The sequence below is a fragment of the Mesorhizobium sp. P3_A8 genome, from assembly GCF_056402995.1.
The window spans coordinates 1-24,477 of sequence record NZ_JBFUGI010000002.1 but is presented as its reverse complement, the minus strand read 5'-3'; the positions used below and the strand labels follow the sequence as shown (position 1 = coordinate 24,477).

16 protein-coding genes are annotated in these 24,477 nt (G+C 63.8%); 9 read left to right on the top strand and 7 right to left on the bottom strand.

What is annotated here, in order from left to right:
* Positions 1 to 55 precede the first annotated feature (55 nt).
* The 5 genes from AC1DX4_RS04180 to aztA all read right to left on the bottom strand — a co-directional run bounded on the left by AC1DX4_RS04180 (position 56) and on the right by aztA (position 3,730).
* A complete protein-coding gene (locus tag AC1DX4_RS04180) occupies positions 56 to 493 on the bottom strand; it encodes a DUF6691 family protein (protein ID WP_477219133.1) in 438 nt (145 codons plus the stop codon).
* A 2-nt stretch (positions 494 to 495) separates the two neighbouring features.
* The gene (locus tag AC1DX4_RS04175) at positions 496 to 918 is read right to left on the bottom strand and encodes a YeeE/YedE family protein (RefSeq protein ID WP_477219132.1); all 423 of its coding nucleotides are present in this window, start codon (positions 916 to 918) and stop codon (positions 496 to 498) included.
* A gap of 156 nt (positions 919 to 1,074) precedes the next feature.
* Positions 1,075 to 2,007 (bottom strand): zinc ABC transporter substrate-binding protein AztC, encoded by a 933-nt coding sequence (gene aztC / locus AC1DX4_RS04170; protein ID WP_477219131.1) that lies wholly within the window; start codon positions 2,005 to 2,007, stop codon positions 1,075 to 1,077.
* 29 nt (positions 2,008 to 2,036) lie between these two features.
* A complete protein-coding gene (aztB, locus tag AC1DX4_RS04165; RefSeq protein ID WP_027042241.1) occupies positions 2,037 to 2,912 on the bottom strand; it encodes a zinc ABC transporter permease AztB in 876 nt (291 codons plus the stop codon).
* The gene (gene aztA, locus AC1DX4_RS04160; protein ID WP_477219130.1) at positions 2,912 to 3,730 is read right to left on the bottom strand and encodes a zinc ABC transporter ATP-binding protein AztA; all 819 of its coding nucleotides are present in this window, start codon (positions 3,728 to 3,730) and stop codon (positions 2,912 to 2,914) included. Before aztA ends, aztB begins: the two co-directional genes overlap by 1 nt.
* A 188-nt stretch (positions 3,731 to 3,918) precedes the next feature.
* Here aztA and AC1DX4_RS04155 point away from each other — a divergent pair, with 188 nt between their 5' ends.
* Together AC1DX4_RS04155 and AC1DX4_RS04150 are read left to right on the top strand one after the other, a co-directional pair.
* Positions 3,919 to 4,392 (top strand): hypothetical protein, encoded by a 474-nt coding sequence (locus AC1DX4_RS04155; RefSeq protein WP_477219129.1) that lies wholly within the window; start codon positions 3,919 to 3,921, stop codon positions 4,390 to 4,392.
* A 120-nt stretch (positions 4,393 to 4,512) separates the two neighbouring features.
* Positions 4,513 to 4,857: a RidA family protein gene (locus tag AC1DX4_RS04150; RefSeq protein ID WP_477219128.1), complete on the top strand. Its 345-nt coding sequence runs from the start codon at positions 4,513 to 4,515 to the stop codon at positions 4,855 to 4,857.
* Between the two features lie 182 nt (positions 4,858 to 5,039).
* On the opposite strand, the gene hutC is transcribed toward AC1DX4_RS04150, so the two are convergent.
* Both hutC and AC1DX4_RS04140 read right to left on the bottom strand, forming a co-directional pair.
* Positions 5,040 to 5,780, bottom strand: coding sequence for a histidine utilization repressor (gene hutC, locus AC1DX4_RS04145; protein WP_477219127.1), 741 nt, complete (start codon positions 5,778 to 5,780; stop codon positions 5,040 to 5,042).
* Positions 5,777 to 7,129 carry a formimidoylglutamate deiminase gene (locus tag AC1DX4_RS04140; RefSeq protein ID WP_477219126.1) on the bottom strand — a complete coding sequence of 451 codons (1,353 nt, stop codon included), beginning with the start codon at positions 7,127 to 7,129 and terminating at the stop codon, positions 5,777 to 5,779. Before AC1DX4_RS04140 ends, hutC begins: the two co-directional genes overlap by 4 nt.
* Positions 7,130 to 7,226: 97 nt before the next feature.
* Here AC1DX4_RS04140 and hutI point away from each other — a divergent pair, with 97 nt between their 5' ends.
* From hutI to AC1DX4_RS04105, 7 genes are all read left to right on the top strand, one after another.
* Positions 7,227 to 8,456, top strand: a complete 1,230-nt coding sequence (gene hutI / locus AC1DX4_RS04135) for an imidazolonepropionase (protein ID WP_477219125.1) — start codon at positions 7,227 to 7,229, stop codon at positions 8,454 to 8,456.
* The gene (gene hutH, locus AC1DX4_RS04130) at positions 8,453 to 9,994 is read left to right on the top strand and encodes a histidine ammonia-lyase (RefSeq protein ID WP_477219124.1); all 1,542 of its coding nucleotides are present in this window, start codon (positions 8,453 to 8,455) and stop codon (positions 9,992 to 9,994) included. The genes hutI and hutH overlap by 4 nt, the downstream gene beginning before the upstream one ends.
* Positions 9,994 to 10,812 carry an N-formylglutamate deformylase gene (gene hutG / locus AC1DX4_RS04125; RefSeq protein ID WP_477219123.1) on the top strand — a complete coding sequence of 273 codons (819 nt, stop codon included), beginning with the start codon at positions 9,994 to 9,996 and terminating at the stop codon, positions 10,810 to 10,812. The genes hutH and hutG overlap by 1 nt, the downstream gene beginning before the upstream one ends.
* A gap of 23 nt (positions 10,813 to 10,835) precedes the next feature.
* A complete protein-coding gene (gene hutU, locus AC1DX4_RS04120) occupies positions 10,836 to 12,509 on the top strand; it encodes a urocanate hydratase (protein ID WP_477219122.1) in 1,674 nt (557 codons plus the stop codon).
* 12 nt (positions 12,510 to 12,521) lie between these two features.
* The gene (locus tag AC1DX4_RS04115) at positions 12,522 to 13,100 is read left to right on the top strand and encodes a HutD/Ves family protein (protein WP_477219121.1); all 579 of its coding nucleotides are present in this window, start codon (positions 12,522 to 12,524) and stop codon (positions 13,098 to 13,100) included.
* Positions 13,101 to 13,388: 288 nt separating this feature from the next.
* The gene (locus tag AC1DX4_RS04110; protein ID WP_477219120.1) at positions 13,389 to 21,986 is read left to right on the top strand and encodes a glycoside hydrolase family 94 protein; all 8,598 of its coding nucleotides are present in this window, start codon (positions 13,389 to 13,391) and stop codon (positions 21,984 to 21,986) included.
* Positions 21,987 to 22,359: 373 nt separating this feature from the next.
* A complete protein-coding gene (locus AC1DX4_RS04105; RefSeq protein ID WP_477219119.1) occupies positions 22,360 to 24,132 on the top strand; it encodes a glucan ABC transporter ATP-binding protein/ permease in 1,773 nt (590 codons plus the stop codon).
* Positions 24,133 to 24,477: the final 345 nt, after the last annotated feature.

The window sequence follows — 24,477 nt, the reverse complement described above, 5'->3', positions numbered from 1 at the left end:
GCAATCTGATTTGGCAGGAGTTTTGCCACTCCCTGACGTGGCCGGCAACCAATTCCTATGCCGTGGCCGGCTGAGCGATGCGCGCCCGGGCAAAACGCGCCACGACGATGCCTGCGATCACCGAAGCGACGAAGATCGGCGTCTGTGAATAGCCGAGGCCCAGCGCCGGAATGGCGCCGCCCGGACAGAAGCCGGCAATGCCCCATCCGATACCGAACACGGCGGCGCCGCCAACCAACTCCAGGTCGATAGCGCGCTTCGTCGGCAGCGCAAACTCGGTTTCGAACACCGGGGCCTTGTGCCAGCCGAACACCAGTCGGTAACCGATAAAGGCGACAGCCAAGCCGCCGCCCATGACGAAGATCAGGCTGGGGTCCCAGGTGCCGGCAATGTCGAAGAAGTTCAGCACCTTGGCCGGATTGATCATACCGGAAACAGCGATGCCGAGGCCGAAAATCCCGCCGATCAGGAATGCCGAAACGAGCTTGTTCATGGTCAGCCCCCGACCATGTGGCGGATGATGAAGACGGTGATGAACGCGGTGATCATGAAGGTCGCGACGGCTGCCATCGAGCGTGGCGACAGGCGCGCAATGCCGCAAATGCCATGCCCGCTCGGACAGCCACCGCCGAAATGCACGCCGATCCCGACCACGAAGCCACCGACAACAAGGGACAGCGTTGGCAGCGGCACGCTGAAGGCAATATGTCCGCCAACAGTCTGATAGAGAAGCGGCGCCACGACTGCGCCAGTGAGAAACGCGGCTCGCCAGCCCCAATCCGGGGCAAGCGGCGGAATGACCCCTGTTAGGATACCGGTCATCCCGGCAATCCGTCCATGCAACGCCATCAGGAGCACCGCCGACAGGCCGATGAGAGCGCCGCCAAGCAGCGACTGGAAAGGAGTGAAATCTGTCACAGCGGTGCCGGCCTCAATCCGCGCTTCATACGCGTCCCGCGCGGACCGACATCATAGCGCAGATAGACGTTCCCAGCGAAGAATCTGACTCGGATTGCCCAAAAGGGGAATGAAAAAAGGCGGAGACCGGCTCCGCCTTTTCGACAATGGCTCTTCTCAGCTGCCGAGAATGGCGCCTTTGATCTGGCGGATGTTGTTGTGCATCATGTCGATATAGGTCGAGCCCGGGCCATCGGGCTGCGACAGCGCATCCGAATAGAGCGTGCCGCCCACCTTGATGCCGGTCTCGCTAGCGATCTGCTCGATCAGGCGCGGGTTGGAGATGTTTTCCACGAAGATCGCGGCCGCCTTGTCCTGCTTCACCTGCTCGACCAGCCTGGCAACATCGGCGGCCGATGGTTCGGAATCGGTCGAGATGCCTTGCGGCGCAAGGAAGGTCAGGCCGTATTCGTGTTCGAAATAGCCGAAAGCGTCGTGAGAAGTGATGACAACGCGCTTGGCCTCGGGGATCGACTGGATCGCCGCCCTCACTTCGCCTTCCAGCGCATCGAGCTTCTTGGTGTAGGCGGCGGCATTGGTCTGGTAGCTGACGCAGCCCTCGCTGTCGGCCGCGCAGAAGGCTTCGGCGATGTTCTTCACATAGATCTTGGCATTGGCGATCGACTGGAAGGCATGCGGGTCGGTGACGGTCTTGCCACCGCCGGTGCCGGCACCCTCGGCCGCGGCGAATTCAGGCTTGAAGTCGATCGGCGTCACGCCCTCGGTCAAGGTGATGATCGAGGCCTTGGTGGCGCTGGCATCGACCAGCCGTTGCAGGAAACCCTCGAAATGCAGGCCGTTGACCAGCACGATGTCGGCCTTGGCCATGGCGACTGCGTCGGCCGGGCTCGGCTCATAGACATGGGCGTCGCCATCCGGCCCGACGATGGTGGTGATGTCGACACGGTCGCCGCCGACATTCCTGGCAAAGTCGGCGATGACGGTGAAGCTGGCGACGACTTTGAGCGGGGCCGCGAAGGCTGAGGACGCACCAAAGGCAGTTAATGTTATAACGCTCATCGCCAGGGCGGCACGGATCGATTTCAGCATGGACGAGGTCTCCTTTCGAGGGGCGAGGATCAGGCCGTTCTGTGACGGTGATGGATGATGCGGGCGCGCAGAATGCCGCGCGTGCCGAACAGGATCGAGGCGAAATAGACGACGCCAGCCGACAGGATGATGGCCGGACCGGACGGCAGCGAGGCGTGGTAGGACAAAAGCAGCCCGGCGATGCAGGAGGCAAAGCCGATCAGCACGGCCAGCACGCACATCGGCTCGACGCGCACCGTCCAGAAGCGGGCGGCTGCCGCCGGCAACATCATCAGCCCGACGGAAAGCAAAGTGCCGAGCGCCTGGAAGCCGCCGACGAGATTGAGCACGACGAGGCCGAGGAAGATGAAATGCACGGGGCTGCCCATCTTGCTGACCGAGCGCAGGAACAGCGGATCGAGGCATTCGGCGACCAGCGCCCGCCAGAAGATGGCGAGGCTGACCAGCGTCACCGCGACGATGCCGCCAATCAGGATCAGCGCCTCGTTGTTGAGCGCCAGCACCGTGCCGAACAGCACATGCATGAGATCGACGCTGGAGCCGCGGATCGACACCATCAGCACGCCGATGGCGAGCGATATCAGGTAGAAGGCCGCCATCGAGGCGTCCTCACGCTGGATGGTGAAGCGCGAGACGGCACCGGCGCCGAGCGCCACGACGATGCCGGCGATCAGGCCACCAATGGTCATCGGCAGGATTTCGAGGCCGTAGAACAGGAAGCCGGCGGCCGCACCCGGCAGGATGGCATGGGCCATGGCGTCACCCGACAGGCTCATGCGCCGCAGCATCAGGAAGACGCCGATAGGGCAGGCGCCGAGCGACAGCATCAACGACCCGAACAGCGCTCGCTGCATGAAGCCGAAATCGGCAAAGGGCGCGATGAAAAGACCGTAGAGCGTGTCCATCAGGCAGCCCTCGGGCCGGCGCCGTGATGATGGTCGTGATCGTGGCCATGATGATCGTGCCCATGGGCATGATCATGAGTGTGCTCGTCCGGTTCGCACCAGGGCGCGTTTTCTTCCCAGGCTTCGTGAAAACGGCGGGCGCGCAACAGGTTTTCCGGCTTCAGCGTTTCCCTGGTTTCGCCCCAGGCGATCGGCTGGCGGGCCAAAAGCAGCGTCTCCGGAAAATTCTGGCGCACGAGATCGAGATCGTGGACGACGACCATGATGGTGCGTTCCTCGCCATGCCAGCGCTTGATGAGCGCGATCAGGTCGCCAACCGTCTTGGCGTCGACGGCATTGAACGGTTCGTCGAGCAGGATGAGGTCGGCATCCTGCAACAGCACACGGGCAAACAGCGTGCGCTGCAGCTGGCCGCCCGACAGCGTGTCGATCGGCCGCTTCTCGAAGCCGCCAAGGCCGACCGCCATCAGCGCCTGGCTGACGGAATCGCGATCTTCCTTGGTGTAGCGGCCTAGCATGCCGCGTTTCGGCCAGAGGCCAAGCGAAACCAGATCGACGACGCGGGCGGGAAAGGAACGGTCGAGTTCCGATTGCTGCGGCAGGTAGGCGGCGCGAACGCCGGGTGCGCGAAGAACCTCGCCGGCCATCGGCTTCAGCACCCCGACAATACCCTTCATCAGCGTCGACTTGCCGGAGCCATTGGCGCCGACCACGGCCGTCAACGACCCCTTGCGGATGGTGCCGTCGAGATGGTGGATCGCCGGGTGGCTGCTGTAGCCCAGCGTCAGGTCACGGAAGGTCAGGCAGGTCTGGGTCATGTCGTTCCGTGGAGCAGCGAAACCCGGCTGCGGGCAGGGGTCGATTGGATATGTGATGTTATTACATTAGTCAACAAGCCAATCCGGCGGAATTGCGGCTCGTCGACCATTTTCCAAGGGATGGCCATGTACACATTTGCGCGATTAGGATCGCGACATCCAAGCGACACCCAATGGGAATCGGATCAATGGCAATTCTCTTGCGCGGCAAAACGGTATGTAAGGTCTGTGGCCAGTTGATCCGGGGTGGCGACGAGGTGGTCCTGTTTCCTCACATTATCGCGAATGAAGCGCATCCCCTTCATCGATTGTCGGATGCGTCATGTCACCTCGATTGCGCAAAAAAATCCGAGGACGCGACAAAGCTAGTCACGCTAGTCGAGGAGCATTACAGCCGAACCGGACCTGGCCAGCGCAAATGCCAGGTCTGCGGCGAGGAGATACTCGATCCGGACGATTGCCTGGCTCTGGGATATCTTGGCGATTCCGCTCTCGATCCCATCGGCCGGTTCAATTTCACTCATCTCCACAAATCCCATGTGGCGGATTGGAAACCGGCGGCAGAGTTCCTAGCCTTGGCGCAAGCCGCGATCGACGAGGGGCGCTGGAAGGGTCCCACATTGGCAACGTTAATTCGAGACATACGGGCGAACCTTCATTGACCAGAGGACTGTGGCATAACTTTCGATATGCGTGTGCCCGCAGGGATTTGACCGAGCGACCTTGCCCGAACCCAGCCGCAACTCTAAACAGTCGCCACCGATAACAGGAAGGAACCTCCCATGAGCATTCGTCGCATCGATGTTGGCCCGCGCATGAGCCAGATCGTCATCCACGGCAACACCGTCTATCTGGCCGGCCAGGTCGGCGAGCCCAGCGGCAACGTCGCCTCGCAGACCCGCGATATCCTGACGGCCATCGACGAATTGCTGGCCAAGGCCGGCACCGACAAGACCAAAATCGTTCAGGCGATCATCTGGCTGGCCGACATGGGCACCTTCGCCGAGATGAACTCGGAATGGGACAAGTGGGTGCCGCAGGGCCACACGCCGGCCCGCGCCACCGGCGAAGCCAAGTTGGCTGGTCCGGAATATCTTGTGGAAATTATTGTCACGGCCGCGATTTAAGCGCGGCGCTGAAACTGCCAATCTCCCCCCTCGTGGGGGAGATGCCCGGCAGGGCAGAGGGGGGCGCTGTCCCGCCGGCCTTTCTCTTTAAACAAGTTTCCCGGCAGGCACATTCGAGGTTTGCACTCTACGGCGCCCCCCTCTGGCCTGCCGGCCATCTCCCCCACAAGGGGGGAGATCACTCACCCCTGCGACGGCGTGAATCGCGCCACCAGCGTGTGGCTTTCCGCGGGATAGATAAACCGCACATGCGTCACGGGATGCTCGGCACTCCATGTCCGCCGCTCGACCACCAGGCAAGGCGCGCCCGGGTCGATGTCGAGCGCGTCGGCAACAATCTCATCGGCGGCCATGGCACGGATCCGGTGTTCGGCCTCGCTCCACGGCACACGGCCGATCAGCCAGGGCCCGGCGGCGATTTCCCTGAACTCTTCGTCTCCGGCTTCCGGAACCGCCGAAAGATTGATCAGCCGCTGCTCGAGTGCGAATGGCCGCTCGCCGGCAAAATGCAGACCTTCGACCCATAGCAGTGACCCTGCTGAGGACAGGCCGAGCAGCGCTCTGTCGTCCGCGTTGCTGCGCCGCTTCAGGCGCTCCAGCCGCTCGTAACGATAGGGTAGGCCAAGCGCTTCGACCTCGATCCTGATGTCGTGAAGTTCAAGCACCGCTGCCTGCGACTGCGGTTGGCGGACAAAGCTGCCTGAACGGCGGCGGCGTTCGATCAGCCCGGCCTTTGCCAGCTGCGACAGGGCCTTGTTCACCGTCATGCGCGAGCAATTGTACTCGGTCGTCAGCTCGTGCTCGAATGGAATGCGATGACCGGGCGCCCAGGCGCCGGACAGGATTTTTTCGCTGATGTCGGACAGGATGCGCTGGTGCAGCGAGCCGCCACTGTCAGCATCAACTGTCTCAACCGTGCTCATGCCGACAACGCCATCATCACACTGCGAAACCGCTCGGCGATGGCTTCGCGCCTGGCATGCCGGCCGCCGCTGACCTGTTTCTGCCCATGCACCCAGACGCAGTCGACCTTGCTGCCATTGGCGAAGATCCAGGCGTCGAGGATCGCGTCGCCGGTCTTGCCGGCCAGCGAGGGGGTCTTGGCGTCGAGCGAGACGAGATCGGCGGCTGCCCCGGCGGCGATCCGCGAGGCGCCGGCGCCGAGCGCGATGCTGCCGCCGTCAAGTGCTGCGTCGAACAGCGCACGGCCGGTCGAGCCGCCGGCCACGGCAAGCACATTGCGGGCGCGGTGGGCAAGGCGCTGCGAATATTCGAGCTGGCGCAATTCGTCGGGCAGGCCGATCAGCACATTGGAATCGGAGCCGACACCGAAGCGACCGCCATGCTCCCCAAACAATGGCGCGGCAAAAGTACCGTCACCGAGATTGGCCTCGGTGATTGGACAAAGGCCGGCGATGGCGCCGCTTTTCGCCATGCTGATGGTTTCGGCGTCGGTCATATGGGTGGCATGGATCAGGCACCAGCGCTTGTCGACCTCGGCGTTGGCCAGCAAGAATTCGACCGGCCGCGCGCCGGACCAGGCAAGGCAGTCCTCGACTTCTTTCACCTGTTCGGCGACGTGGATGTGGATCGGCCCGTTCGGCGCCAAAGCGGCAATTTGGGTCAGTTCCTCCGGCGTCGCGGCGCGCAGGCTGTGCGGCGCGACGCCGACGACGGCTTGATTCAACGCGCGAACCGATTCGAGGCTCTTCTCAACAAGCATGGAGAACCGATTCACATCGTTGATGAATCGGCGCTGGCCTTCGTTCGGCGCGGCACCGCCGAAGGAGGAGTGCGCATAAAACACCGGCAGTAGTGTCAGGCCGATACCCGTTTCGCTCGCGGCGGCGGCGATACGCTCGGCCATCTCGGCGAGATTGGCGTAGGGCTTTCCATCGCGGTCGTGGTGCAGATAGTGGAATTCGCCGACGCGTGAAAATCCGGCCTCCAGCATCTCGACATAGAGCTGCGCGGCAACCGCCTCGACCTGATCGGGCGTCATCGACAGCGCGAAGCGGTACATCACCTCGCGCCAGCTCCAGAAACTGTCGGCGGAGGGGCCGCGAAGTTCGGCCAATCCGGCCATGCCGCGCTGGAAGGCGTGGCTGTGCAGATTGGGCATGCCCGGGACGAGAATCGCGTGGCGCTCGTCGCCGGCCTGCGGAATGGTTCCCGCTTTGACGGTGGCGATACGGCCTCCATCCAGCGCGATCCTGACATTGCCTTGCCAGCCCTCGGGCAGCAGCGCCTGTTCCGCAAAGATCCCCGTCACATCCGCCTCCAAATCTGCATGCCCAAGCGACGATACCACTTGCGTCGCGTTTCAATATGTATATACATAATCGCCATCCTTTCAAATGGAAAAGATGATGGTTGGAGCAAACGGGAAGAGCGGCTTTCGTCTGTGGCGCAATGCGCGGCTGGCGACCATGGCCGACGGCGTGGCTGGCCTCGGCGTCGTCGAGAAAGGCGCAATTGCTGCCCGCGACGGGCTTATCGTCTATGCCGGCACTGAGGCGGAAATGCCGGCTTCGCTTAGGCAGGGCGCCGAGACCATTGATTGCGAGGGCCGCTGGATCACGCCCGGCCTGATCGATTGCCACACGCATCTGGTCTATGCCGGGAACCGCGCCAACGAATTCGAGATGCGGCTGGCTGGTGCCACCTATGAAGAGGTGGCCAGGGCCGGTGGCGGTATCGTTTCCTCGGTCAAGTCACTGCGTGCGGCCAGCGAGGATGAACTCGTTGCCGAGACGCTGCCGCGCCTCGATGCGCTGATGGCCGAGGGCGTCACGTCAATCGAAATCAAATCGGGCTACGGCCTCGATCTCGATAATGAGAAGAAGTCGCTGCGCGCCGCCCGCCGGCTGGGCGGCGAACGGGCGGTGACGATCCGCACGACCTGTCTGGCTGCCCATGCGCTGCCGCCCGAAGCCAAGGGTGACAAGGACGCATTTATCAATTTGGTCGCTAAGCAGATTCTTCCGGCGGTTGCCGCCGAGGGACTGGCCGATGCAGTCGACGGTTTTTGCGAAGGCATAGCCTTCTCACCTGAGCAGATGGCGCGCGTTTTCGATGCCGCCAAGGCCCTGGGCCTGCCGGTCAAGCTTCACGCCGACCAACTGTCCAACCTGCATGGGGCCGCGCTTGCCGCCAGCTATGGCGCGCTGTCCGCCGACCATCTTGAATATACCGACGAGGCGGGCGCTGCCGCGATGGCGAAGGCCGGCACGGTGGCGACAATCCTGCCCGGCGCCTATTACTTCATCCGCGAAACCAAGAAGCCGCCTGTCGACTTGTTCCGCCGCCATGGGGTGAAGATGGCGGTGGCGACGGACAGCAATCCCGGCACCTCGCCGCTCACCTCGCTGTTGCTCACCATGAATATGGCCGCGACGCTCTTTGGCTTGACCGTCGATGAATGCCTCGCCGGGGTCACCCGCGAGGCCGCGTGTGCGCTTGGCCTTCTCGACAAGGCCGGCACACTGGAAGCCGGAAAATCCGCCGATCTGGCGATCTGGGACATCGAGCGTCCCGCCGAACTCGTTTACCGCATGGGCTTCAACCCGCTCCATGCCCGCATCTGGAGAGGACAATGACCGAACTGACCTTGAAGCCCGGCAATGCGACGCTGGCCGACTGGCGCGCCATCTACCGTGGCGCCGTGCCGAAGCTGGACGATGCCTGCCGCCCGAAGATCAAGGCGAGCGCCGAGGCCGTTGCCAGGATCGTTGCCAAGGGTGAGCCGGTCTACGGCATCAACACCGGCTTCGGCAAACTGGCCAGCGTCCGCATTCCGGCCGGCGATCTCGAGACCTTGCAGCGCAACATCGTGCTGTCGCATGCCGCCGGCGTCGGCGAGCCGATGCCGGTCGCAATTGCCCGCCTGATGATGGCGCTGAAACTCGCCAGCCTGGCTCAGGGCGCTTCCGGCGTCCGCCCCGAGACGATCGAGCTGCTGGAAGCGATGCTTGCCAACGACGTCATCCCCGTGGTGCCCGCGCAGGGCTCCGTCGGCGCTTCCGGCGACCTTGCCCCGCTGTCGCACATGACGGCGGTGATGATCGGCGTCGGCGAATGCTTCACGCCGCATGGCCGCTTCCCGGCCAAGGTCGCTTTCGTCTCGCACGGTCTCGAACCAGTGACGCTTGGCGCCAAGGAAGGCCTGGCGCTGCTCAACGGCACGCAGTTTTCGACCGCCTATGCGCTAGCCGCTTTGTTCGAGGCCGAAGTGCTCTACCAGTCGGCGCTGGTCGCCGGCGCGCTGTCGACCGACGCGGCAAAGGGTTCTGACGCTCCGTTCGACCCGCGTATCCATGTGCTGAGAAAGCATCCCGGCCAGATCGAGACGGCGGATGCACTGCGCAATCTGATGGCCGGCAGCGCTATCCGTGAATCGCACCGTGTCGGCGACGAGCGGGTACAGGATCCCTATTGCCTGCGCTGCCAGCCGCAAGTCATGGGCGCCGCACTCACCGTGCTGCGCCAGGCGGCCGACACGCTCGGCACCGAAGCCAATGGCGTTACCGACAATCCGCTGATCTTCGCCGAGGACGACACTGCGCTTTCCGGCGGCAATTTCCACGCCGAGCCGGTAGCCTTCGCCGCCGACATGATCGCGCTTGCCGTCTGCGAGATCGGCTCGCTGTCCGAACGCCGCATCGCCATGCTGGTCGACCCGGCGCTGTCGGGCATGCCGGCCTTCCTGACGCCGAAGCCCGGCCTGAACTCCGGCTTCATGATCCCGCAGGTGACGGCAGCGGCGCTCGTTTCGGAAAACAAGCAGAAGGCCTATCCGGCCAGCGTTGATTCCATCCCGACCTCGGCCAACCAGGAAGACCACGTCTCGATGGCCGCGCACGGCGCGCGCCGGCTGATCGGCATGGTCGAGAATGCGACGGCTGTGATCGGCATCGAATTGCTGGCAGCAGCGCAAGGCTGCGATTTCCATGCGCCGCTGGCGTCGAGTGCCGCTCTGGAAGCGGTGCGCAAGCTGGTCCGGGCCGAAGTGCCGCATCTCGACAATGACCGGCATTTCCACCCCGACATGGAAAAGGCAATCGCCATGGTGCGCAGTGGCGCGACCGTCAGGGCTGCCGGCGCGGTGGCGCTGCCGTCGATTTCGGGAGCGGCGTGATGGCCGCCACACCCTGGCTCGCCGTTAGCCAAGGCACAGCACCCCTGCTGGTGTCGATCCCGCACACCGGCATCGACCTCGCCGGCCTCGAAGATCGCCTGGTCTCGCCCTGGCTCGGTCGCCGCGATTGCGACTGGTGGATCGACAATCTCTATGACTTCGCCGGCAGCCTCGGCGCCACCGTCGTCCACACCGCGATCTCGCGCACCGTCATCGATGTCAACCGCGATCCCTCGGGCGCCTCGCTCTATCCCGGCCAGGCCACCACCGGCCTGTGCCCGACAGAAACCTTCGACGGCGATCCGCTCTACCGCGAGGGCGAAGAGCCGGGACCGTCGGAGGTCGACGAGCGTCGCGAAAAATTCTTCGTGCCTTACCATGCCGCCTTGCAGGCCGAGATCGACCGGCTGCGCGGCCTGCACGACAAGATCGTCCTCTACGACTGCCACTCGATCCGCTCGGTGCTGCCGCGGCTGTTCGAAGGCACGTTGCCGGTGTTCAACCTCGGCACCAATGACGGCAAGAGCGCTGATCCGAATCTGCAGGCGATGGTCAGCCAGATCATGGCCGAAACCGGCGAAACCGCTGTCGTCAACGGTCGCTTCAAGGGCGGCTGGATCACACGCCATTTTGGCCAACCGCAACAGGGTGTCCACGCCTTGCAGATGGAGCTCTCCAACCGCGGCTACATGCGTGAGCCCGATGAAAAGGGTGAGCCGGACAATTGGCCGGTACCCTACGATGCCGGGTTTGCGGCACCGATCCGTACCACGCTGAAGCAGATTCTCGAAACCGCCATTGACTGGGCCGGGCGCTGACGCGCCGCCATCCGAAAGGGACAATGATGACCAATCCTCGCCACAACATCCGTGAAGTCCGTGCGCCGCGCGGCGACAAGCTCAACGCCCGCTATTGGACGACCGAGGCGCCGCTGCGCATGCTGATGAACAATCTCGACCCCGAGGTTGCCGAAAACCCCAACGAGTTGGTCGTCTATGGCGGCATCGGTCGGGCCGCGCGCACCTGGAACGATTTTGACAGCATCGTCGCCTCGTTGAAGACGCTTGGCGAGGACGAGACACTTTTGGTGCAGTCCGGCAAGCCGGTCGGCGTGTTCCGCACGCACGCCGATGCGCCGCGCGTGCTGATCGCCAACTCCAACCTCGTGCCGCACTGGGCGAATTGGGACAAGTTCAACGAGCTCGATAAGAAGGGCCTGATGATGTACGGCCAGATGACGGCCGGCTCGTGGATCTACATCGGCACGCAAGGCATCGTGCAGGGCACTTACGAGACCTTCGTCGAGGCCGGCCGCCAGCACTATGGCGGCAACCTCAAGGGTAAATGGATCCTGACCGGCGGCCTCGGCGGCATGGGCGGCGCTCAGCCGCTGGCCGCCGTCATGGCCGGTGCCTGCTGCCTGGCGATCGAATGCAACCCGGACTCGATCGATTTTCGCCTGCGCACCCGCTATGTCGACGAGAAGGCCGAGACGCTCGACGAAGCGATGGAAATGATCGAGCGCTGGACCAAGGCCGGCGAGGCGAAGTCGGTCGGCCTGCTCGGCAATGCCGCCGAGATCGTGCCGGAAATGTTCAGGCGCGGCATTCGCCCCGATATGGTCACCGACCAGACCTCGGCCCACGACCCGATCAATGGCTATCTGCCGAAGGGCTGGACGATGGCCGAGTGGCGCGAGAAGCGCGTCAGCGACCCCAAGGCAGTCGAAAAGGCGGCTCGCGCTTCCATGCGCGAGCATGTCGAGGCGATGGTGGCGTTCTGGAACGCCGGCGTGCCGACACTGGATTACGGCAACAACATCCGCCAGGTCGCCAAGGATGAAGGTTTCGAGAACGCCTTTGCCTTCCCCGGCTTCGTGCCGGCCTATATCCGCCCGCTGTTCTGCCGCGGCATCGGCCCGTTCCGTTGGGCAGCACTTTCCGGTGATCCCGAGGATATCTACAAGACCGATGCCAAGGTGCGCGAACTCACCCCCGGCAACACCCATCTGCACAATTGGCTGGACATGGCGCGCGAGCGCATTGCGTTCCAGGGCCTGCCGGCGCGCATCTGCTGGGTCGGCCTCGGCGACCGCCACCGGCTGGGCCTTGCCTTCAACGAGATGGTCGCCAAGGGCGAACTCAAGGCGCCGGTCGTCATCGGCCGTGATCACCTTGATTCCGGTTCGGTGGCTTCGCCCAATCGTGAGACGGAATCGATGAAGGACGGTTCGGATGCCGTGTCCGACTGGCCGCTGCTCAACGCGCTGCTCAACACCGCGTCCGGCGCCACCTGGGTGTCGCTGCACCATGGCGGCGGTGTCGGCATGGGCTTTTCGCAGCATGCCGGCATGGTCATCGTTGCCGACGGCACCCCGGACGCGGCAAGGCGCCTGGAGAGGGTGCTGTGGAACGACCCGGCGACCGGCGTCATGCGCCACGCCGATGCCGGCTACGATATCGCCATCGAATGCGCCAAGGAGCACCAGCTCAATCTGCCCGGCATTCTCCGGTGATAGGCGGAAATCATGCGCATCCTTCGTGCCGCCGACTACCGCGTCATGCCGTGGAAGAACGGCGGCGGCACGACGACCGAGATCGCCGTCTCGCCTGACGGCGCCGGCCTCGATGATTTCGACTGGCGCGTGTCGATGGCCCGCGTCGGGGGCAGCGGGCCGTTCTCCAGCTTTGCCGGCATCGACCGCACGCTGTCGGTGCTGGAAGGCGAGGGGATCGTGCTTGATGTCGCGGGCCAACCGGCGGCGCGGCTGACGGCGTCTTCCGCGCCTTTTTCCTTTCCGGCCGACCTGCCGACCAGTGCCGCCCTGATCGCCGGCCCGATCACCGATCTCAACGTCATGAGCCGCCGCGGCCGCATGCAGCATAAGGTTAAGCGCCTGGCGATTTCGCAGCCTGTGGACATCGCGGCGCAGGCCGGCACGACCCTCATCCTGTGTCACAAGGGCGAAGCCGTTTTCCTCGGCGCTGGGTCAATTCGCCTCGGGCCGCTCGACACGCTGCTGGTCGGGCCGGATGCTCCCGTCCTGAAGGTTGAGCCTGCTCGGGATACGACGCTGTTCGTGATCCGGATAACCATCGCGACCTGACGCCTTCGCGCCAACGGTTACCGCCTGTTTCCAAACATGATCGTGCTGCCGGCGAAATATAGCGTAAGCTCTTGCCGGCATCACGAAAAAGCCCGAATCCTCTCCGCCGATCGATCTCGACGGGAAGAGGGGCGCTCGTCTTGGAATTTTTGCCGAGAGATGACGCCCTGTCGTGGTGCGGAAACAAACTTTCGGCAAGTGGGATTATGCAACCAATTGCATTTGAACCGGTTTTAGGGCCATTGCCGTGGCGGTGACGCCGCTGTGTGCCCGCTTACGGAATTTTCAATGAATATTCAGACGAATCCAGCCCAGATCGAGAAGACCAGCGCCAGCTTCCCGGCCATCACGGAAGAGCCGATAAGGTCGACATTCCTGCCGGAGGAACGCCTCAGGCTGCTCGGCGAAAGCCTGGCAAACGGCGATCTCGCCGACCTGTTCGGCCTGACCCCTTTCGACTTCCAGGCCCGCATCCGCGACAGTGCCAAGAAGATCCTCGAAGTCTACCGTTCGACCAATGCGGCGCAGGCCAAGGGCGAAACGATCACTCCGGCCGCGCAATGGCTGCTCGACAACAATTATCTGGTCGAGGAGACCATTTTCCAGGTCAAGCGCGATCTGCCGCGCCGTTTCTATCGCCAGCTGCCGACGCTGAAACTGCCTGATGGCGGCACAGTGCCGCGTGCGCTGGCGCTGGCCTGGACCTATGTGGCGCATTCGGACAGTTCCGTCTCGGCGACCATGTTCAAGTCCATCGTCCAGGGCTTTCAGTCGGTCGAGCCGCTGAAGATCGGTGAACTCTGGGCGCTGCCATCGCTGCTGCGCTTCGTGCTGATCGAAAATCTCCGCCGGCTGGCGGTCAGGGTCAATCGCACCCGCCAGATGCGCCAGATCGCCAACGACGTGGCCGACAAGGTGCTGGCGACCGACGACAGCGCCGACCGCCAGGCGATCCTGGCCAATTTCAGCGCTCATGCGCAGGACACCACCTTCGCCACCCAGCTTCTCTACCGCTTGCGCGATGGATCGCAGAATGCCGGCAAGGCCCTGGAATGGCTGGAAGGCGAGCTCGAAAAGACCGGCTCCGATGCCGAGGAGATCATCATCTCCGAGCATCACACGCTGTCCAGCGGCAATGTGACGACCGGCAACATCATCCGCGGCCTGCGCCTCATCAACGACGTCGACTGGACGGTGTGGTTCGAAGGCGTCAGCCGCATCGACACCGTGTTGCGCGAGCGCACCGATTTCGCCGCGCTCGACTTCTTCTCGCGTGACCAATACCGAACCGCGATCGAGGAACTCGCGCGCCGCTCGAACCTGTCGGAATACCGTGTCGCTGAAAAGGCCATCGAACTGGCCGGCCAAGCCGCCAGCGAACGTGCCGCCAGCGAACATGCACCGGCCGGCGATGGCGACGATTCCGTTCCGGCTCCGTCCGCGCATACCGATGTCGGCTTCTTCCTCGTCGGCCCGCGCCGGCTCGAGCTGGAAAAGGCGATCGGCTATCGGCAGACGATCAGCCAGATAGCCAAGCGGACCTTCGCCAAGACCGGGTGGCTTGGCATCGTCCTGCCGGTCTTCGCCTTGACGGCCCTGCTTCTCGTCGTCACCGGCAATGCACTAGCCCATCTCGGCCTGTCGGTGACCTCGATCGTGCTGATGCTGGCGCTGTTTGCCGTGCCGGCGAGCGAAGGTGCGCTTGCCTTCTTCAACACCGTTGTCTCGTTGTTCCTCAAGCCGACACGCCTGATCGGCTACGACTACCGGCACGGCGTGCCGCCCGAGGCGCGCACTTTGGTGGTTGTGCCTTCGCTGATCGGCTCGCGGGACGATGTCGAGGAAAACATCCGCAACATCGAAGTGCATTACCTTGCCAATCTGGTCGACGAGATCCATTTCGCGCTGCTGTCGGATTGGCCCGACAGCAAGATCGAGATCGATGCTGCCGACACCGAGATCCTCGAATATGCCCGCGCCGAGATCGCCCGTCTCAACGCCCGCTATCCCTCCGAAGGCGCGCCGCGTTTCTACATCCTGCACCGCCGCCGGCTCTTCAACGCCGCGCAAGGGTCCTGGATGGGCTGGGAGCGCAAGCGCGGCAAGCTGCATGAGCTTGATCTTCTGCTGCGTGGCGACAGTGACACCACATTCCTGCCGCTCGAGGTGCCGCTGCCGGAAAAAGTCGTCCATGTGATGACGCTCGACGCCGACACGCGCACCACCCGTGATGCCGTGGCGACCCTCGTCGGCAAGCTCTGCCATCCGCTCAACCGCCCGCATTTCGACGCGACGAAGCGCGTTGTCACCGCCGGCTACACGATCCTGCAGCCGCGCATCACCGCGTCGCTGACGTCAGGCGACGAAGCCTCGTTCTTCCAGCGCGTGTTTTCAGCCAATCGCGGCCTCGACCCCTATGTCTTCGCCGTCTCGGACCTTTATCAGGACGTCTTCAGCGACGGGTCCTTCACCGGCAAGGGCCTCTATCACGTCGATGCCTTCGAGGCCGCCCTGCAAGGCCGCATCGAGGAAAACACCGTCCTCAGCCACGATCTGCTCGAAGGCGCGCTGGCGCGCGCGGCACTTGTCACCGACGTCGAACTGGTCGAGGACTATCCGACCCGCTACTCGGTCGATGCCTCGCGCCACCATCGCTGGGCACGCGGTGACTGGCAGTTGCTGGGCTTCATCCTCGATCCACGCTCCGGCGTTCCGGCCCTGTCGCGCTGGAAGATGGTCGACAATCTGCGCCGCTCCCTGACGCCGATCTTCTGGGTGATGGCGGCGATCGCCGGCTGGACCTTGCTGCCCTTCACGCAGGCCGCGCAATGGCAGGCCTTGCTGATCCTCAGCCTGTTCATGGCGCCGACTTTCGATGTCGTCAACGCCATCCTGCCCAAGAGCGGCGACCAGACGCCGCGCGGCCATTTCTCGGCGCTGGCGCGCGACGTCGCCTTCGGCACCGCCATGGTGGCACTGAAGATCGTGCTGATGGCGCACAACGCCTGGATGATGGGCGATGCCATCGTGCGCACGCTCTACCGGTTGTTCGTCAGCCGCCAGAATCTTTTGGAATGGCGCACCGCCTCGCAGGCGCACAAGGCCGGCGACAACGATGTCGGCTCCTATTACGGCATGATGTACGGCGCCGTGATCATCGGCTTCGTCGGCCTCGCCATTCCGGTGCTGGCCGATTCCACCGGCGCCTTCGTCGCCTTCTTCTTCGCCCTGTTCTGGATCGGCTCGCCGGCGATCGCCAGCTGGATCAGCCGTTCGGCCGAAACCGAGGACCGGCTGCGCATATCGCAGGCCGATATCCATACGCTGCGCACCGTGGCGCGGCGGACCTGGCACTATTTCGAAAGCTTCGTCACGGCAGAGCACCACAATCTGCCGCCGGACAATTTTCAGGAAAGCCCGGCACCGGTCGTGGCTCCGCGCACGTCGCCCACCAACGTCGGTGTCTATCTGCTGTCGGTCGTCTCGGCGCGCGATTTCGGCTGGATCAGCCTGTCCGATGCCATCACCCGCATCGACGCCACCATGACGACCATCGAAAGCATGCCGCGCCATCGCGGCCATCTCTTCAACTGGTACGACACCACGACGCTGAAGCCGCTCTATCCGCTCTATATTTCGGCTGTCGACAGCGGCAATCTCGCCGGCCACCTTGTGGCAGTGGCGGCTGCCTGTGCCGAATGGGCGGAAGCGCCTTCCGTGCACCTCCAGGGCGATTTCGAAGGCATTCTCGACACGGTGACCATCCTGAGCGAAAGCCTCGATGAGTTGCCTGACGACCGCCGTCAGCTCAGGCCTCTGCGCCAGCGTCTCGTCGACCGCCTGGACGGCATGCGGCGCGCCGTCGAAACCATCAAGGCGCAGCCGGAAATGGCCTCGATCCGCACCATCAACCTCGCCGTGCTGGCGGGCGAGATCCGCAAGCTTGCCACCGCCATCCACACCGAGGCGGCATCGGCCCAGAGCGACGTCATCGTCGACTGGGCGGCGAGGCTGGAAGCCACTTGCGAGGCGCATGTTCACGACGCCCACAGCGACGACAATGCCGTCGAGGCACTGCGCGCCAAGCTCCTGACCTTGCGCGAGCGCACCCGCCGTTTCGCCTTCGAGATGGAATTCGCCTTCCTGATGCGAACGGAACGCAAGCTGCTGTCGATCGGCTACCGCGTCGAGGAGCACCAGCTCGACGAAAGCTGCTACGACCTTCTTGCCTCCGAGGCGCGGCTGACCAGCCTGTTCGCCATCGCCAAGGGCGATCTGCCGACCGAGCACTGGTTCCGACTCGGCCGCCCGATCGTCGAGATCGGTTTCCAGGGCGCGCTGATGTCCTGGTCGGGCTCGATGTTCGAGTATCTGATGCCGCCGCTGGTGATGAAGGAGCCGCAAGGCTCGATCCTCAACCAGACCAGCAAGCTGATCATCAAGCGCCAGATGCAGTACGGCCGTCAGAAAAACGTGCCGTGGGGCATTTCGGAAGCGGCCTACAACGCCCGCGACCGGGAACTGACCTATCAGTACACCAATTTCGGCGTGCCCGGTCTTGGCCTGAAGCGCGGCCTTGGCCAGAACACGGTGATCGCACCTTACGCCACCATATTGGCGGCGCAGTTCAACCCGCGCGAAGCGGTGCAGAACCTTGCGCGTCTGCGCGAGATCGGTGCGCTTGGCCCTCACGGCTATTACGATGCGGTCGATTTCACGCCGCAGCGCGTGCCTGAAGGCACCAACCACGCGGTCGTGCTGAATTACTATGCCCACCATTCGGGCATGTCGATCGCGGCGGTCGCCGACGCGATCTTCGAGGGTCGCCTGCGCGACCGTTTCCACAGCGATCCGGTCATTGAATCGGCTGAACTCCTGCTGCAGGAAAGGGCGCCGCGCGACATTCCGACCGCGACCGTCAGGACCGAAGCGGACGAGCGAGCAAAAGACGAGACCGAAACCGAGAGCCCCGACACCCGCATCGTGCTCGATCCCTTGCGGGCGCTGCGTTCGACCAATGTGATGTCGAACGGCCGCTATTCGGTGATGGTGACCGCGACAGGTTCTGGCTACAGCCGCTGGGGCGATCTGTCGGTGACCCGCTGGCAGCCGGATCCGGTCGAGGACCGCCTGGGCTCCTACATCTTCCTGCGTGACGTCAGCTCTGGCGACTGGTGGTCGGCAACGGCGGAGCCAAAGCGCGCGGCCGAGGAGAAGGTGCAGACCCTGTTCTCCGACGACAAGGCGAGCTTCGTCAAATCGGTCGGCACGTTGCGCTCCGAGGTCGAATGCATCGTCGTTTCCGAAGGCAATGGCGAAGGCCGTCGCATCACGCTCTACAATGAAAGCACATCCGATCGTTACATCGAAGTGACGTCCTTTGCCGAACTGGTGCTCGGCTCGGAGGCTTCCGACAACGCGCATCCGGCCTTCTCGAAAATGTTCGTCGAGACCGAAATCGCGGCCAACAAAGGCGCGATCTTCGCCACGCGCCGCAAGCGTGAAACCAGCGAGCCTGATATCACCCTGGCCCATTTCGTCACCGATCCGTCCGGACCGGCGCGCGATGCCGAGGCCGAGACCGACAGGCGCGCATTCATCGGCCGCGGCCGCTCCATCGTCGATGCCGCCGCCTTCGATCCGGGCGCGAGACTCGGCGGCCATGCCGGCTTCACGCTCGATCCGATCGCCTCGCTGCGCCGCCAGGTGCGCGTGCCCGCCAACAAGAAGATATCGCTGACCTTCTGGACCGTGGTCGGGACCAACCGCACCGAGCTGGAAGAGGCGATAAACCGGCTCGACCATCAGGAGAGCTTTGCCCGTCAGGCCATGCTTGCCTGGACGCGCAGCCAGGTGCAGACCCGCCATATGGGCCTCAGCCTGACGGATGCCGCCAATGTGCAGAAACTGGCGCGCTATCTGATCTACCCCGACGCGTTCCTGCGCCTTCCCGCCGAATCCCTCGCTTCGGGCCTCGGCAAGCAGTCGAGCCTGTGGCCGACCAGCATTTCGGGCGATTTCCCGATCTTCCTGGTCAGGATCGGCGATGTTGCCGATCTGGAGATCGTCGCCCAGGCGCTGCGCTTCCAGGAATATATGCGCACCCGCGGCATGATGATCGACTTCGTCGTCGTCAACGAGCAGGCCTCGTCCTACGTCCAGGACCTGCAGCGTGCGGTCGAGACACTGTGCGAAAACAGCCGCCTGCGCGGCAAGGAACTAGGTCCCCGCCAGCACATTTTCGCGGTGCGCCGCGACCTGATGGAAGAGACCACCTACAAGACGCTGCTCGCCGTCGCCCGGGTGGTGCTGCATACGCGCAACGGCACCATCTTCGATCAGATCGAGCGGGCCGAGGCGGCTGCCCTGCAGGCGCGTGATGCGCTTGTGCCGACCGGATTGCCGGCTCTGCGCGACATTTCGGCGCCGGCGGTGCATGCCTTTGCCTCGCAGGCCGTTATGGATGTCCGAGCCGATGGCACGGGCCTCAGCCAATGGAACGGCTTTGGCGGCTTCGACGGCGACGGACGCCACTATGTGGTGCGTCTGGCTGGCCGGCGCACCACGCCGCAGCCGTGGATCAACGTCGTCTCCAACGCCTCGTTCGGCTTCCACACCTCGGCCGAGGGTGCTGCCTTCACCTGGAGCCGCAACAGCCGCGACTACCAGTTGACACCATGGTCGAACGATCCGGTCTCGAACAGGCCGGGCGAGGGCATCTATATCTACGATCAGGCCAGCGGCAGGGCGTTCTCGCCGATCGCCGCGGTGGTGCGCGATCCCTCGATGACCTACGAGGCATGGCATGGCCAGGGCTTCTCGACCTTCCGCGCCAAGCGCGGGCCGTTGTCGATGGACCTGACCCATGTCGTTGACCCCGTCGATCCGGTGAAGATTTCGCGGCTGCGCATCCAGAACTCCGGCTCGGTGCCGGCGCGGCTGCGCATCTATGCCTATGCCGAATGGGTGCTTGGCGGGCATCGGTCGCGGACCGCGGCAACCATCGTCCCGTCGCGCGACGGAGCAACCGGTGCGTTGCTGGCGCAAAACCCCTACGGGCTCGATTTCAGCGAGCGCGTGGCCTTCCTCGCCGCCGATGCCGCTGTCCATTCGGTCACGACTGATCGCTCCGAGTTCCTCGGCCGGCATGGGTCCAGCGAGCTGCCGCAGGCTGTGCTGAGCGGTGCCGCGCTGTCGGGCCGTGTCGAGGCCGGAGACGACCCTTGCGCGGCGATCGCTCGCGACGTCGAGATCCCGGCCGGCGGCGACGTCACGCTGCTCTGGCTGCTCGGCGATGCCGATTCTTCTGCGCAGGCGAGCGCGCTGGTGCAGACGCACCGGGGCAAGGATTTCGACCAGCGCCTGGCGGACAACGAGCGCGAGTGGCGCGCGTTCCTCGATACCATCCAGGTCGAGACGCCGGACAAGGCGCTCGATGCCATGGTCAATCACTGGCTGCCCTATCAGAGCCTTGCCTGCCGCATCCGCGCCCGCTCGGCCTTCTATCAGGCCAGCGGCGCCTTCGGCTTCCGCGACCAGTTGCAGGACACGCTGGCGCTGCTGGCGCATGATCCGACGCTGGCGCGCGACCAGATCCTCAATGCCGCACGGCGGCAGTTCCCGGAAGGCGACGTGCAGCATTGGTGGCTGCCGCGCACCGGAGCCGGCGTGCGCACCATGATCTCCGACGACGTGGTCTGGCTGGCCCACGCCACGGCGCGTTATCTCCAGGTGACCGGCGATGCCGGCATCCTGAAGGAGCAACTGCCCTTCATCGACGGGCAGGCGCTGGGCGAGGGCGAGCACGATGCCTTCTTCACTCCCGAAATCTCGAAGAAGACGGTCTCGCTCTACGACCATTGTGCGCGGGCGCTCGACCTTGCCATCAAGCGCAGCAGTCCTGCCGGCCTGCCGCTGATCCTTGGCGGCGACTGGAACGACGGCATGAACCGCGTCGGCGAGCACGGCAAGGGCGAGAGTGTGTGGCTGGGCTGGTTCCTGCTGAAGACGCTGGGCGATTTTGCCGCCGTTGCCAAGAGCGAAGGCGACAGCAAACGCGCGCAGGCCTGGGCAAAGCATGCCGAGGTGCTGAAGCGGGCGCTCGAGAGCACGGCATGGGACGGCGAATGGTACCGGCGCGGCAGTTTTGACGACGGCACGCCTTTGGGGTCGCGCACCTCCGAGGAGTGCAGGATCGATTCCATCGCCCAGTCCTGGAGCGTGCTTTCGGGCGAGGGCGACCCGGCCCGGTCGACGACGGCCATGCAACAGGCGACGGAGCTTCTCGTCGACGACAAGCTCAAGATCGTCAAACTGTTCACGCCACCTTTCTCGAAGACGCAGAAGGATCCCGGCTACATCAAGAGCTATCCGCCGGGCGTGCGCGAAAATGGTGGCCAGTACACCCACGCCGCCACGTGGTTCGTCATCGCACTCGCCGAAATGGGGCAGACCGACGAAGCCTATCGCTGCTTCTCGATGCTGAACCCGGTCAATCACGCATTCGACGAAGCTTCGGCCGAGCACTATCGTGTCGAGCCCTATGTCGTCGCCGCCGATATCTACGCCGGAGATGACAAGGGCGGGCGCGGCGGCTGGACGTGGTACACCGGCTCGGCGGGCTGGCTCTACCGGGCGGCGGTGGAGGGCATCCTCGGCATCGAACGGCACGGTAAGCAGATCACGTTCCGGCCGAAACTGCCCAGCCACTGGGATGGCTACCAGGCCACGCTCAAGATGCTGGGTGCAGAGATCAAGGTTCATGTCGTTCGCGACAAAAAGACCAAGACGATCTCGCTAGAAGTCGATGGTTCGAAAACAAAGTCCGCTTCATTCGAACCCAAAGCCGGCACTCAGGCCGTGATCGTGGTCAAGATACCGGCGTAAAATCAACAGCTTAGGTTGGTTGTTCGCGCGTCTTTCGGGACGCGCGACGCCGCGTCCTGTTACTTGCACGCGATCCGCTGCTGCGCCCGCAAGATGCCTCCCGATCAAGCCTTGCAATACCGCGGTGATTAAAAATGTGGCAGCGCTCGGCTGCTGCCATGATTTTGCCGCAACGCTGGCATTTCACCTTTTATCTCAACCCGTTAGGTGATCACGTCAGATTTCGCATCGTCGTCATGTTTTGTTCGCTAAATGGGAACGGAACCGGTAGACGGGCATTGTTTTGCGACGCATCAACCGTTACGTGTTTAGGGAATGGTGCAGTGCACAATATTGGTATTGGGCACAATAGAGAGTTGGCGGAGTAGCTGAAGTGTCACTTCTGCAGATCTATTGGAGAGCGCTGGGCTATCTGGCATCCGACAAGAAGCGCGTGGCGCTGATTTGCGGCGCCAATGTCGCGCTGGCCGCGATTGCGATCGTTGAGTCGATCCTGTTCGGTCGGGTGATCGACGCTATCTCCAGCCACGGTCCGGTTTTTTCATTGCTCGCCCTTTGGGCCGGCCTCGGCGTCTTCAGTGTCATTGCCTTTGTGCTGGTGGCCCGCGGCGCCGATCGCTTTGCGCATGCCCGCCGCTCGGAAGTGCTCTGCGAGTCGTTCGAACGCGTGATCACCATGCCGCTCGCCTGGCATCATCAGCGCGGAACGTCCAATGCCTTGCACACGCTGTTGCGCGCGGTCGAGACGCTGTTCAGCCTGTGGCTCGAATTTATGCGCCAGCATTTGTCCACGGCCGTTACGCTGGTCTTGTTGGTGCCGACGGCACTCAGCATGGATGTGCGCATGTCGATGGTGCTGCTCGTGCTTGGCGTGCTCTATGTCGGCATCGGCCGGCTGGTGATGAAGCGGACCAAGGCAGGTCAGGCAGCCGTCGAGCGCCACTACCACAAGGTTTTCGCGCATGTGACCGACTCGGTCAGTAACGTCGCCGTGCTGCAGAGCTACAACCGCCTTGGCCACGAGGCCGAGACGCTGCGCCGCTATGTCAGGAACCTGCTCGATGCGCAGAACCCCGTGCTCGACTGGTGGGCGATCGCCAACGCGCTGCAGCGCCTGTCCTCGACCATATCGATGATGGTCGTGCTGATCATCGGCGCCTATCTGGTTACCCATGGCCAGTTGCGCGTCGGCGACGTCGTTGCTTTCACCGGCTTCGCGACGCTGCTCATCTCTCGCCTCGATCAGCTGTCGGCCTTCGCCAACCAGATTTCGGAGGCCCGCGCCAAGCTCGAGGAGTTCTACAAGCTTGAGGACTCGGCCGCCGATACCGCCGAGCCGGATGGCCTGCGCGACCTCACCAACGTCACCGGCCATGTCCGTTTTGAGGATGTCGGCTTCGAATTCGCCAATTCGGGGCAGGGCGTCAGCGACGTGTCCTTCGAGGTTCAGGCCGGCCAGACCGTTGCCATCGTCGGACCCACAGGTGCCGGCAAGACCACGCTCATCAATCTGTTGCAGCGCGTCTTCTCGCCGTCCAGCGGCCGTATCCTGATCGACGGCATCGATACCCGCACCGTGACCCGCAAGTCGCTGCGCCATTCGATCGCCACCGTGTTCCAGGATGCGGGGCTTCTCAACCGCTCGATCGAGGACAACATCCGCGTCGGCCGTGCCGATGCGAGAAATGACGAGATCCATGCCGCCGCCACCGCGGCTGCCGCGCAGGACTTCATCCTGGCCAAGAGCAATGGCTACGACACAGTGGTCGGAGAACGTGGCGGCCAGTTGTCGGGCGGCGAGCGCCAGCGCATCGCCATTGCGCGTGCCGTGCTGAAGGATGCGCCGATCCTGGTGCTCGACGAGGCGACCAGCGCGCTCGACGTCGAGACCGAGGACCGCGTCAAGGAAGCGATCGACGAACTGCGGCGCGACCGCACCACCTTCATCATCGCCCACCGCCTGACCACCGTTCGAGACGCCGATCTGGTCGTGTTCATGGACAAGGGCCGGGTGGTCGAAATGGGTGGCTTCGCCGAACTGTCGCTGCGCAACGGCCGCTTCGCCAGCCTGCTGCGCGCCGGTGGCCTGCTCAACGACGAGGAAGTCCGCCGCCTCAGCCGCTCCGTGCAGGGCGAGGCTGCCTAACGCTTTCCCTTCTCCCCTTGTGGGAGAAGGTGGCCTCGCGAAGCGAGGTCGGATGAGGGGTGTTCCAGGGAACGCCAACGCCTCATTCCGCTAGAACACCCCTTGTGTGTTTGGAATCGTGCATTGTTGAGGGTGCCACGGACCAGGTGCTTGCCTGATCCGTGGCGGTGGTCGAGAGCCCGTCGCCCCTCAGGTGGCCTAAACCGTGGATGAGCTGGGGCCCGACCGCCTTCTTTTGTGAACCCGAACAGTTGCAAGGGGCAAGCCCCCGCACACAAGGAAGGGACCGAGGAGATGGTAGCGCAAACGGTTCAGGACATCGGCATCGATGTTGCCAAAGGCTGG